Below are 12,692 nucleotides of genomic sequence, written 5' to 3' on the forward strand. Positions count from 1 at the left end.
AATCATCTCTTCGGATTCAGCTGTAGGTATAGGTGATGCTAATCACTGCCTGAATGGTTCCCTGAGTGGCTCCGCCATTTACCGTCAATGCTCTAACCTGTAACGGGAAGTGCGCTGATTGTGAGGAATCATCCACCTGAACTGTTTTGGTTGCGCCAGTATTCAATGTGTTGCCACTGTCATCTTGCAGCTCTAACTGGATGTTTTGCGCGGTCCCCTGGTTTTTATAATATCCCGTACTATCGGCTGCCCCGCTGAAGCTGGCGGTGACCCTCGATGTTCCCACCGGACAATGAGTCAACTCTAACGCAACATCATGCCAGGCCGATGCCGCACCGGCAGACACGAGACTGAAAGAATAAAGATCGCCGAGATCTACCGTGGCATTGGTGGTGGAAACCGTGCACGGTTTGGCGACGACCTTACCGTTCACCGTGATGGTGACATCGGCTGCCTGTATCGTCGCACTTGCGAGCGCCAACATTGCCGCCAATAAATACCCACGTTTGCGCCATTTCATGAGCATCTCCAGTTACTGATATTCAAGAGTGAAGGTAGCCGTGGCATTGATATGCCCCGCAGTGACAGGCACCTGTGTCGCCATTAGCCGGGCGTAAAAATTCAGCGTATTTGGTTTACCCGGCGTCAGGGTCGTCCACGAAATCGCGGAGGATGGCGCATTAAGGGGGATCTGATTTTGTTGCTCATTCAGAAGCTGTATTCCCAGCCCCGCAGCCGCTGACACCGTATTTTCAAGTGCAAGCAGGTTGGCATTGTGACTATCTGCAACGCCGGTAAACCCAACCTTTACGGCAGAAACGGCATTACCACAGGGTGACAGCAAAATACGAAATGGAACGACAGGAGTCGTCGCGCCAATGTTGTTAAATTGCTTCGCCGCGTTTTCCATCAGATCAACAGTAAAATTGGTTGATTCAGCGGCCACACTACAGCCGTTATCTCTGACATAGCCGCGGATAGTAATCGTGCTATCCGCAGCCAAAGCGTGACTTACCGCCAGCCACAAAAAAGCGCACAGAAGATAAAAAGGTTTGCTTTTCATCACGCCCCCTTAACGACATTCAGCTGATAGCTGGGTTAATAACTGCTGCTGACTCTCTGGTGGCAGTTGATAATTGGCGACACAGTGAGCATTTTCCTCTTCTCCCCATTTCACCTGAACTTTTCCCGCTAAAGGCATCCCGCTGAGATAAACCTGACCATTATCCGCAACAATGCCGCTACTCTGGCTACTCTCTGATGTGACCATCGCCCCAAACGGCAGCGGCTTATTATTATGGGTTAGCGTCATGAGCAGTTTTATCCCAACACGCGCTTTAAACTCTGCTCGCACAATTGCCCCACGGGTGGGAACAACGTTAGCAACCGCGTTATCTAAATCGACGTTATCAGCCAGGGTATTGGTATCCAGCGCCACTCTATTTTCCCGATATTCTGTGGCATAAGGCAGCACGGCATAGCCGCGCCAGTCGGTACGCACCCCCGTCTGGTTTTCAACTTTTGCATCTTTTGCGCCAGGCGCTTTAACTAGCACCACCGTATCGTTTAACGGCTGCCCCAGCGTTACGCCATTGGCATGAGCCAATACCCCACCGCTGATTCCGTAATAGAGCTGCTTAATATCATCGCTATGGCTGTAACCAATGTTGGCATTGCCGTAGCCACCGCGATAATTCAGCGCGGCGTAGCCTGTACTTCCGCTATTACCATCGCCTCCCCCGGCATAGCCGGTTTGCACGCTATAGCTGAGGTTATTGTCTTCCAGCAACGTACCGTATACGCCCGCAAGGTTGGTCATCCGACCGTTGAGATCGTGTGACATGCTGTAGCTGGCACTGGCATTTCGCCACTGAGATTTACTGTCAGAACGCAGCCAGTGGCTGAAAGGAATATTGACGTTAAGAGCCAACATCTGATCCCGTCCTTTTTGCCACGCGTTTTTCGTCAGGCTATAGCTGAGCGTCCAGTTGATATCTTCGAAAGCAGTATTTAATCCAGCCTGGAATTGCTCATCGACATTACTCGTTCCCCAATAAGTTTGATGGCTACCACTCAAATACAGTGTTGATGTGCGTCCGAGTTGCTGAGTAACAGTGAGCTGTAATTTCCCGCGTTTGTTATAAGCGAGATTGTAATAGTCGGTAAATTTCGGCTTAACCTGAATAACACCATCCTGTGTTTCGATGTTGTAGCCACTCATTCGGCTGTATGTTGTATCAGCGAAATTAAAATACCCGCTGGTCGAGTAACGGTAACCCACTAACTGAAAATTCGTACCTGACTCATTGAGCGATTTGTTATAGAGAAAACGCACCGATTGCCCGTCATGCTGACTGTCATCAGGAAGTGTGGAATTAGCCTGCGTCATATCCACGGACAGAGCGCCCAGTGCCCCCATGTTTTTCCCGATACCGAAATTAAAAGCGCGATAACGATCCGCCAGTTGCGTTCCACCATATATTGTCCAGCCAGCCGGAAGGCCGTGGAGTAATGTACTCTGGAAAAAACGGGGTTTATCCTGTTGCGCATTTCCACTACGGTATTCTCCTGCCGTAATGGAATAACGAGTATGCCCTTCACGTTGCAAAAGCGGGACTGACGAATAGGGTACGGTAAAGATCTGCGTGCTACCGTCAGCCTCTTTAATCGTTACCTGCAAGTCACCACTATTACCTGCGGCATAGATATCGTTGATGGTAAAAGGCCCCGGTGGCACCGTACTATTATAAATGTCATACCCATTTTGTTTAATAGTGACCTGTGCAGTACCACGAGCAATACCGTGGATCACCGGGGCAAATCCTCTTTGGCTATCGGGTAACATATTGTCATCTGAGGCCAATTGTGCGCCGCGGAAGTTAATACCATCGAAAATATCGCCCTGAGTATAACCATCACCCAGCGTCAGCCGGGAACGCAACGGTATTATGTCTCGCTCAAGCCAGGTATTGATATGTTGCCATTTATTTTTGCTACCAGATGAACTGTCGCTACTGTTATAACTCCAGGTGGTATTGTCGCGTAAACGCCACGCACCAATATTTAACCCACTCTGTAGGTTTAAATATGCATAATGACTGTTACCACCAATCCGATTCTGTACACTATTTCCGCTGAAATTATAATTGAGCAATCCGGCATTAATACCGGGATCCCATAACTCAGGAGGAATATAACCACGCGCGCGATTACTCATAAATGCCTGAGGGATCGTCAGGTTGAGTCGCTGCTGACCAACATCTAAATGCGCAGTAGCGTCATGGATCATTGAGGTTAATGGCACGCAGGCATCATCCGCCAGCAGATTCATACCGGAGACAGAAGCCGTATTCAGCCCCATACTGGCAAGTTGAGCGCGCGTCAGGCAGGGAACAATCCCTTGTTCACTGTCGCCCGTATTAAAGGTGACATCACGCGTTGCCATATAACCATTATTCAAATAGATATCGACGCGATACGTCCCAGGTGGTAATTCTTGACCATTCTCAAAACGCGATAAATCAGCCACAGCCTGGGGATCATCCGCTAAAAAACGCGGGTTAAAATAGAGTTCGGCAGATGACAAAGGTGCCTGTGTGGCAAAAACACAGGCAACAGAGAGCCGAACAAAAAAACCAGCCAGACGAGGCTTACGAATATGCAAGCATTGTGTGTTTCGCTGGTAAAGTCTTAAATTCAGATATGACATTATTCCTCCGGTTTAAAATTACCCGGCAGTCAATTCTTTTTATTCAGGCGAAAAATTCCCCCTGCGTTATTCCATTACGCCCGTCATTTTTGGAGTAAGTGCGCCATAATCATTTATTGTTCGGTAAGTAATGTTGCTTCCTGCATCAGAAGGTAATTTAACTGTGCTTTCGCCCATTGGAGGCACCAATTCATTTTCAAGAACCCGAGTTCCGGCATTCAACTCTGTTACCGTCAGGTAATAGGGTGTCGGGTTAATCAGCGTCAGAGAATTCGCGCTACGACGAAATCTTAACTTTTCTGCGGCCTGATCGGGTGGCAACGCTAATTTAGCCGGGCGATAGTACAATTTAATGCGGCTGATAATTGCGAGCTGTAGCGTATTCTCAGTCAATTTTGATTTATCCATTGACGGAATCGCTTTAACGTTCATCCAGAATAAACTTTCCCGGTCCTGTGGCAATTGGTTATTTGTGGCATCAAGAATACGCAAGGTATTCTCTTTTTTTCCCTTCATCGCAAACAGAGGAGGCGTCACGATAAAACGGCCATCCTTTACACCATCGGCATTTTCCACCCATGATTGAATTAAATAGGTACTATTATCATCATTATTTGTCACGGCAAGTTGCACTTGTTTTTGCCCTGCCGGATAAATTACGCGAGTCGCACCTAAGGCCACTCCTGCTTCCGCGCGTCCGGCAGTCATCATTGCCATGATCATCAGGATACCTGCCAGCAAGCAGAATGTTATTTCCTGCAATTTCCTTACATTGACGTTTTTATTACTCACTGTCCTGTTCCTGTTATCACATTATCTGCTGAACAATTACTGATAGGTTAAAGAGAACCAGGCCTGAGCATTGGCGATGCCGCCAGTAACCCGACGCCCGGTAGCACGATATTTGGCGATGAAATGTAACGACGTAGAGCCTGAGTAAAGCCGTTTCCAGTTTGCTGGAGGACGATTAATCGGTACAAGGTTTCCTTCATCATCAAACAACGCTACGCCAATATTGGTGGCAATCCCTGGCCCCTCTCCCACGGAAAGCACATCCGGATTTTTACCATCCGCGACACCGTGAAACGCCACACCCACACGTTCACTCACCACCGTGCTACATTCCCGTAAATGAATAACAAAAGGCACCGGTGCGCTATCTTCCCCAACCGCATGAAACCGGTTACTGCTGATTTGCCCCATATTGACCGTCATTTGTTTATCACCAGCTTCAATCCGGCAAGCTTCTGCAATAATGACGCCCTGAAATTGCATATTTCCGCCGGGCAACGTGGTGTTCCATTTATTTCCGGCCAGAGCAAACATTGGCAGCAACGACGCTAATAGAAATAATCTCTTCCTTTTCATCATTATTTTTATCGCACAAGGGTGGGCATCCCTGCCCATAATGACGTCCCTGAACCTGGGTAGGTTATTGATACTGAACCTTGAAGGTCGCATCCGCATTAGCAGCACCTGGGGTTGCGGCACCGGTTGCAAAGTAACGCGCCTGGAACGGAATGGTGTTGGTTCCGTTATTCAGGGTTGTTTGTGCACTAAATGTCGCACCGTCCAGCGCCAGCGCAGCACCCGTTCTGTCCAGGATCTGCACACCAACTTTTGTTGCGCTACCCGCAGCTGAACTCTGCAAAGCCAATACGTTAGGATGATTTCCATCAATTGCGGTACCAAGGAAGGCAATAGCTGCTTTGTCTGCAACAGTAGTGTCACAATCGTTCAGTTGAATGTTAAAACCGACAGCAGAACTGGTTGCTCCTTCCCGTGCCAGCGATGCGGTACGAACCTGTCCTAACTGAACGGTTTGATCAGCAGAGCCTGCATCAACTGCGCAAGCGGCGTTAACAACTTCCCCTTTGAAGTGAACGGTCCCACCATTTACCGTCGTAGTATCGGCCAGAGCCGCTGCGGAACTGAGGGACAGAGCCGACAGAACAACGATTGCCAGAGTTTTAATTTTCATGCTGCTTTCCTTTAAAAAAACTGTTTCTAAATCGACATGGGCAGTCGTTCTGTACACTTTGTTTTGAAACGAATTGGACTGCCAACACTGCACAGTTTTCCCCCAAAAGATGAAACATTTGGGGCCATTTTGACTCATAGAGGAAAGCATTACGCACGAACTTTCTTAGTTTATTATTTGGATTTATATTCTATTAATACATTATTTTATAGATTTTTATATTGAATACGGTGGTGTTTGGAGAGATGAATGAGGAAGTTGCTTCGAGACACAGAAACGTTAGCTTTACCTATAGCGGAGGTGATGTGAAATTAATTTATAAGAGAAACAATTTACATATCAAACAGTTAGTTGCTTTATGTCGTTTTTTTATATTTTTATGCTTGAGAACAAATACAAAACTTTTTTATGATATGGACAGTTTGGCCCCAATTGTCTTATATTTCCTTATCTTTTCATATTATTATCAATAAGTTACATCAGGCATCTTCTCTTTTTAATTTTTCGTTTATGAGATTATTTCTTTCCCATAATCCGGCAAAACGTGCAGCATTACTGGCGGTATAACGCACAGTATGGCGAATATTTCGATGCCCGAGATAATCCTGAATTAAACGGGTATCTGCACCACGCTCCGCCAGTTCATAACCGCAAGCATGCCTTAACATATGAGGATGAGTCTGCGTCACGGTTCCAGCTTCAATACCGGCATCGCGAATAATGCGATAGGCCTGCTGGCGAGAAAGTCGACTCCCGCGGCGAGAAATAAATATGGCGTCGGTCTGGTCAGCGCCTTTCCAGTTAGTACGTTCCTGGGTCCAGCGCTCCACAGCTTCACGCTCATCAAAACGTAACGGGTGAACGGTAGAAAATCCGTTCTTCAGTCGGCGGATATTTATTCGACCTTCGTTAAGGTCAAGATCCTGATAATGCAGATCAAGCAGTTCACTAATACGCATCCCATGCCGATATGCCAACAAAATTAGGCAATAATCTCTGGCTCCCGTTGCCCCGTAACAAACCGCCTGCATCATGTCCTGCACTTCTTTACCGGTAAGATAACGACGTTTACTCACAATAGTAGTACTCCTGACTGAGATATATTTGAATGAATACCTATAGGAAACCTCGATCGGTTAAAATTAGCCCAATAGATAAAAAGATAACCACACAGGAAGTTATGTGACTATCAGTCAATTACATTAAATATCATACAAAAATAAAATATCACTGATGTGACAACATCTATTTTCATTGATTTGATTCAATATAACAATAGATTGCAGCGGATTAACTTCCAGTTGCTTAAAAAATAAAGAAAAAAGTGCAGAAACAGGAGAACTTGAGTGATGTGTAAATTTATGAATGATTTTGTTTATTTATTTTGAAGAACATAAACCATTGTATTTTGTATGGATATGGTTAACTTAATGTTTATTATGATAATTAAGAATCACACTTACAATAACATCAATTAATAAATGGTTAATCATTTTTGATATATCGTAAGAATAATGTATTTTTTAACACCATCCCTGGTATCTCATCTATCTCTATAAAACTGCGTGATGCTGTCGTCCTCTGGCTCTATCCCAGATGCCGTAAAAACGCCCTGCATTGCTGGCGGTATACCAGACAGTATGACGAATATTGCGATGCCCAAGATAATCCTGGATAAGTCGTGTATCTATTCCCATATTCGCCAAAGCAAAACCACACGAATGGCGTAACATATGCGGATGAATCTCCAGTGATAACCCAGCATTACCACCAGAAGTCGAGATAATATGGTAAAACTGTTGCCGAGAAAGCGGGTTCCCCTTACGTGATAAAAATACCCACTCGCTCTCAGCATGCGGATAAGAAGTACGTATACTCAACCAGTTTTTTAAAGCCTGAACTTCTTTGTTCAATAGCGGGTGCGTCGTTGAAAAGCCTTTTTTTAATCGATGGATATAGATACACTTTGCCTTAAGATCAATATCCGAAATCCTCAATCGGCAAATTTCACTCGCCCGGAAACCATGAATAAAACAAAGCAAAGTCAGACAATAATTACGTGCTGCATGAGGCCCGGTATTTGCTGCTTTAAGGAGTGACTCGATTTCACTATGGGTAAGGAAGTTCCTTTTTTTGTTATCAGCCTTATTCTTCATCGTTTTCCCTTATAATTACAGACGCGCACTAGCTGTGCTGGGTTAGCAATAATCCAACATTTTAATCCTGATTATGTTTATAAAAGCGAACGTTTGCTTAATAACTAACGTAAGTGGACCAGTTCTTCTGAGTGAACTTAAATGGAGTAGCGATAGTTACTTATAATAACTTTGCCATACAAACGCCATGCTCTTGCATGCTATGTACCTTTATATATTTATCAATCTGATACGAATCTAATAATAACCCTCATCATTAATGCAACTAATCTTATCTATATATCATGTGATATGTTCTGTAACAAGTAAAATCAACATAAAAAATTCAGCAAAATTTAATATTCGTTCAACTAGCCGTCTCACATATGACATTATTAGTCAACTGCATTTGCCACAAAATGGCTATTTCATGGAACGCAGTAATTTCTTAGCGTCTATTATCATGCTAATTCTTAGGTCCCTAGCGATTATTCCTGCCTGGTTCGTCAGCTTACGCCATGAGATTGCTACATTCCTTTTTATCCTGGAGATATGGGGGAACGCAGGCGACGCTTTTTCATCTACATTCATTGGTAAATATAGCTTTGGTCACTACGTCTTAAACCTTCTTCAATCACAGCTATTCGCCGGGCGATACGGCAAACAAACTAAGTGAAGCATCATCCTGAAAACACCAATGCGTACTGAACATCAACAAGCCTCTCCTGATCGACTTCAGAAGTGACCAGTTACAAGCCACAAATCAGGAAACATATTTCATGATGAGAATTATGATCAGCCTGATGGCGGGTAAACACTTATTTTCACCACGCTCACTGAGTTAGCCAGCAAAGCTCCCCTTGTTTAGAGTGCAAATAAATAACATACAAAACAAATAGTTAATCAAATATCTTTGATTTGTGAAGGCCATCGTAAGTGTTCGTCTGACTTCAAATGGCATCTTCTTCATAGAAAAATATAGACATATTTTGTGACGCGAATTGCAAATCTGGTTTTGTTATATGGATTGAGTGATTTTTGATCTGGTATAACAGGTATAAAGGTGTACCGCAGTAGTCAATGAGACTGAGCATCTCGCAATCTATGACAAACATCACTTCAGTCTGAAAGGAATATGAAAATGAGATCAACAGACACTCTATTTTATGACTCTGGATAAAATGGATTGAGTAAGTGATATAGCTTACGAACATTCAAATCAATTAAACATCAGAAGAGATTTTATACTCAGGTATTTAATCTGGTTCTCTGTTTATTTAAATAATGTGGAAAGAGAATTTTCACAGGAGACCTTATACAAAAAATATAAAATACAGCTACTCGTTGCCAAAGACACTATAAGCCTGGCAAAAAATATTACACAACATAAATGCTAATTGTTTATGCGGGCTTTGTATTGCTTTCTGTATCCTACAAATGAGTGAAATATATGAAAAAGGCTAAAATACTTTCTGGCGTATTATTACTGTGCTTTTCGTCACCACTAATTTCCCAGGCTGCGACACTGGACGTACGTGGTGGATATCGTAGTGGAAGCCACGCCTATGAGACTCGACTCAAAGTCAGTGAGGGATGGCAAAATGGATGGTGGGCAAGTATGGAAAGTAATACCTGGAATACCATTCATGATAATAAAAAGGAAAATGCCGCACTCAATGATGTTCAGGTTGAAGTTAATTACGCGATTAAACTTGATGATCAATGGACGGTGCGCCCGGGAATGTTAACGCATTTTAGCAGTAACGGCACACGCTACGGACCCTACGTAAAATTGTCCTGGGACGCGACAAAAGATCTTAATTTTGGCATTCGCTATCGTTACGACTGGAAAGCTTACCGACAACAAGACTTATCCGGTGATATGTCTCGTGATAACGTTCATCGTTGGGATGGATATGTCACTTACCATATTAATAGTGATTTCACCTTCGCATGGCAAACGACGCTATACAGCAAACAAAACGATTATCGCTATGCAAACCACAAGAAATGGGCGACAGAAAATGCATTTGTTCTACAATACCATATGACGCCCGATATTACGCCATACATAGAATATGACTACCTTGACCGTCAGGGTGTTTATAACGGCAGAGATAATTTATCGGAAAACAGTTATCGCATTGGTGTGTCATTTAAACTGTAGTAGACAGGAGACAGTCACAATGAATAAAACAATAACGGCGCTTACTATCATAATGGCTTCATTTGCCGCAAACGCGTCTGTATTACCGGAAACTCCTGTGCCATTTAAAAGTGGTACCGGAGCAATTGATAACGACACTGTCTACATTGGTTTAGGTAGCGCAGGTACGGCATGGTACAAGCTGGATACACAGGCCAAAGATAAAAAATGGATAGCGTTAGCTGCATTCCCTGGTGGGGCGAGAGATCAAGCAACCTCTGCATTTATTGATGGCAATCTGTACGTATTTGGCGGCATTGGCAAAAACAGCGAAGGCTTGACTCAGGTATTTAATGACGTACACAAATACAACCCCAAAACCAATAGCTGGGTTAAATTGATGTCGCACGCGCCGATGGGCATGGCGGGCCATGTGACTTTTGTACACAACGGCAAGGCTTATGTTACTGGCGGTGTTAACCAGAATATCTTCAATGGCTATTTTGAAGATCTCAACGAAGCTGGAAAAGATTCAACCGCTATAGATAAAATCAACGCCCACTATTTTGACAAAAAAGCAGAAGATTATTTCTTCAATAAGTTTCTGTTGTCTTTTGATCCCTCAACACAGCAATGGAGTTACGCTGGCGAATCTCCCTGGTACGGGACGGCTGGTGCAGCGGTTGTGAATAAAGGCGATAAAACCTGGCTTATTAATGGTGAAGCCAAACCAGGACTACGAACGGATGCCGTATTTGAACTTGATTTCACCGGTAATAATTTAAAATGGAATAAACTTGCTCCCGTCTCATCACCAGATGGCGTCGCTGGCGGTTTTGCAGGCATGAGCAATGACTCACTTATATTTGCCGGAGGGGCCGGATTCAAAGGTTCACGAGAAAATTACCAGAACGGTAAGAACTATGCGCATGAAGGCCTGAAAAAATCATATAGCGCTGATATTCATCTTTGGCATAACGGGAAATGGGATAAATCTGGCGAATTATCGCAAGGTCGGGCCTACGGAGTATCATTGCCCTGGAATAATAGTTTATTAATTATTGGCGGTGAAACTGCAGGCGGCAAAGCGGTGACGGATTCAGTTTTGATCTCTGTGAAGGATAATAAAGTCACAGTACAAAACTAATGCTTCAGGGCCCCAGTAAAGGGGCCCTGCTATCAATTTATCATTTCAATTACGCGAAAATTATATGAACGCAATAATATCGCCCGATTATTACTATGTTCTTACCGTTGCTGGTCAGTCTAATGCCATGGCGTATGGCGAAGGACTGCCATTACCGGACAGGGAAGATGCGCCTCATCCCAGAATTAAACAATTAGCGAGATTTGCGCATACGCATCCCGGAGGCCCGTCATGTCACTTTAACGACATTATTCCACTGACTCACTGCCCACACGATGTTCAGGATATGCAGGGTTATCACCATCCTCTGGCAACGAATCATCAAACACAGTACGGCACCGTTGGCCAGGCACTGCATATTGCACGGAAATTACTGCCCTTTATTCCTGATAATGCAGGGGTTCTCATCGTTCCGTGTTGCCGTGGCGGATCGGCTTTTACTGCGGGCAGCGAAGGGACATATTCAGAACAGCACGGAGCCAGCCATGATGCTTGTCGTTGGGGAACGGATACTCCGCTGTATCAGGATTTAGTCAGCCGAACGCGAGCCGCACTGGCAAAAAATCCGCAGAACAAATTCCTCGGCGTATGCTGGATGCAAGGCGAATTTGACCTAATGACCAGTGACTACGCGTCACACCCTCAACACTTTAATCATATGGTTGAAGCCTTTCGTAGGGATCTAAAACAATACCATTCTCAGCTTAATAAAATTACTGACGCGCCGTGGTTTTGCGGCGATACCACCTGGTACTGGAAAGAAAATTTCCCTCATGCGTATGAAGCTATTTATGGCAATTATCAAAATAATGTTTTAGCCAATATTATTTTCGTCGACTTCCAGCAACAAGGTGAAAGAGGACTGACGAACGCGCCTGATGAAGATCCAGACGATTTAAGCACGGGATATTTCGGTTCAGCGTACCGGTCAGCGGAGAACTGGACGACGTCACTGCGAAGCAGTCATTTCAGCTCAGCAGCCCGTCGGGGGATTATTTCTGACAGATTTGTAGAAGCAATTTTGCAGTTTTGGCGCGAAAGGTGAGCGGGGAGTTTATTCATGGGGGATGTCCTTGTCCGTTCCCAAAACAGGCAACAAAAAACAAATGAGATCAAGGTAATATCTCTTCACTTGCAGGCTCGAACAGCAGGCAATTGCCAATATAATAATCTGGCACAAGGGTGAAAAACGCGCACCGCATAAACCGTTGTTATTGCTTACAGATTAGCCGGATGCCTTAATAGACATCCGCGCCTTTTCGATTATGGCTCGGAAATCTACGAATCTCTGCACAGTTTACTGGAACGTTTTGGACCACAGCGTTCACAGTACCGACCTGATATGCCGTTCTGGCGATTATAAGGCGACGGATTCTGGCAAATAGACGATGATAATATGCTTAATGATGTTCAAAGAAATTAGGCCATCATTATATTATTGCTTGCATTTTCTTTCATTCCCAAAAGCACCCGCCATTAATCCCAGGCGCATTATGCAAAGGAAAATGATTAGGTAAACAATAAGATTTATAATCAGGAAAGGCGACTCGCAATAAAACGCAAAGTCGCCTTAA

The 12,692-nt window shown here is 44.3% G+C and carries 11 protein-coding genes and 2 pseudogenes; 4 read left to right on the forward strand and 9 right to left on the reverse strand.

The genetic code is table 11. The features are described from left to right. Positions 1 to 16: 16 nt before the first annotated feature. The 8 genes from FQ015_RS20085 to fimB all read right to left on the reverse strand — a co-directional run bounded on the left by FQ015_RS20085 (position 17) and on the right by fimB (position 7,846). On the reverse strand, positions 17 to 460 hold the full coding sequence (locus tag FQ015_RS20085; protein WP_373569429.1) for a fimbrial protein: 444 nt from the start codon (positions 458 to 460) through the stop codon (positions 17 to 19). 72 nt (positions 461 to 532) lie between these two features. Next, positions 533 to 1,063 carry a type 1 fimbria minor subunit FimF gene (fimF, locus tag FQ015_RS20090; protein WP_001355117.1) on the reverse strand — a complete coding sequence of 177 codons (531 nt, stop codon included), beginning with the start codon at positions 1,061 to 1,063 and terminating at the stop codon, positions 533 to 535. Positions 1,064 to 1,072: 9 nt separating this feature from the next. Then, positions 1,073 to 3,709 (reverse strand): fimbrial usher FimD, encoded by a 2,637-nt coding sequence (fimD, locus tag FQ015_RS20095; protein ID WP_160524417.1) that lies wholly within the window; start codon positions 3,707 to 3,709, stop codon positions 1,073 to 1,075. 66 nt (positions 3,710 to 3,775) lie between these two features. Further along, positions 3,776 to 4,501, reverse strand: coding sequence for a type 1 fimbria chaperone FimC (fimC, locus tag FQ015_RS20100; RefSeq protein ID WP_160524418.1), 726 nt, complete (start codon positions 4,499 to 4,501; stop codon positions 3,776 to 3,778). 36 nt (positions 4,502 to 4,537) lie between these two features. Then, positions 4,538 to 5,077: a fimbrial protein gene (locus tag FQ015_RS20105; protein ID WP_000824095.1), complete on the reverse strand. Its 540-nt coding sequence runs from the start codon at positions 5,075 to 5,077 to the stop codon at positions 4,538 to 4,540. Between the two features lie 64 nt (positions 5,078 to 5,141). After that, on the reverse strand, positions 5,142 to 5,690 hold the full coding sequence (gene fimA / locus FQ015_RS20110; RefSeq protein ID WP_160524419.1) for a type 1 fimbrial major subunit FimA: 549 nt from the start codon (positions 5,688 to 5,690) through the stop codon (positions 5,142 to 5,144). Positions 5,691 to 6,169: 479 nt separating this feature from the next. Further along, positions 6,170 to 6,766: a type 1 fimbria switch DNA invertase FimE gene (gene fimE / locus FQ015_RS20115; protein ID WP_000044721.1), complete on the reverse strand. Its 597-nt coding sequence runs from the start codon at positions 6,764 to 6,766 to the stop codon at positions 6,170 to 6,172. Between the two features lie 477 nt (positions 6,767 to 7,243). Continuing rightward, entirely contained in the window at positions 7,244 to 7,846 is a 603-nt protein-coding gene (fimB, locus tag FQ015_RS20120) for a type 1 fimbria switch DNA invertase FimB (RefSeq protein WP_000790582.1), read from the reverse strand. Between the two features lie 1,429 nt (positions 7,847 to 9,275). Here fimB and nanC point away from each other — a divergent pair. The 3 genes and pseudogenes from nanC to FQ015_RS24770 all read left to right on the forward strand — a co-directional run. Next, positions 9,276 to 9,992: an N-acetylneuraminic acid outer membrane channel NanC gene (gene nanC / locus FQ015_RS20125; protein ID WP_001295734.1), complete on the forward strand. Its 717-nt coding sequence runs from the start codon at positions 9,276 to 9,278 to the stop codon at positions 9,990 to 9,992. A 19-nt stretch (positions 9,993 to 10,011) separates the two neighbouring features. Next, positions 10,012 to 11,118: an N-acetylneuraminate epimerase gene (gene nanM / locus FQ015_RS20130; protein ID WP_105279011.1), complete on the forward strand. Its 1,107-nt coding sequence runs from the start codon at positions 10,012 to 10,014 to the stop codon at positions 11,116 to 11,118. 286 nt (positions 11,119 to 11,404) lie between these two features. Beyond that, positions 11,405 to 11,749, forward strand: a pseudogene (locus tag FQ015_RS24770) (sialate O-acetylesterase); the annotation flags it as partial. Positions 11,750 to 12,081: 332 nt separating this feature from the next. On the opposite strand, the gene FQ015_RS24775 reads toward FQ015_RS24770, so the two are convergent. Further along, positions 12,082 to 12,180 carry a hypothetical protein gene (locus FQ015_RS24775; RefSeq protein WP_420106935.1) on the reverse strand — a complete coding sequence of 33 codons (99 nt, stop codon included), beginning with the start codon at positions 12,178 to 12,180 and terminating at the stop codon, positions 12,082 to 12,084. Positions 12,181 to 12,272: 92 nt separating this feature from the next. Here FQ015_RS24775 and FQ015_RS24380 point away from each other — a divergent pair. Then, positions 12,273 to 12,478 (forward strand): annotated as a pseudogene (locus FQ015_RS24380) (phosphorothioated DNA-binding restriction endonuclease); the annotation flags it as partial. Positions 12,479 to 12,692: the final 214 nt, after the last annotated feature.

It is taken from the genome of Escherichia sp. HH26CH (assembly GCF_009820205.1).
Classification (GTDB): domain Bacteria; phylum Pseudomonadota; class Gammaproteobacteria; order Enterobacterales; family Enterobacteriaceae; genus Escherichia; species Escherichia coli_F.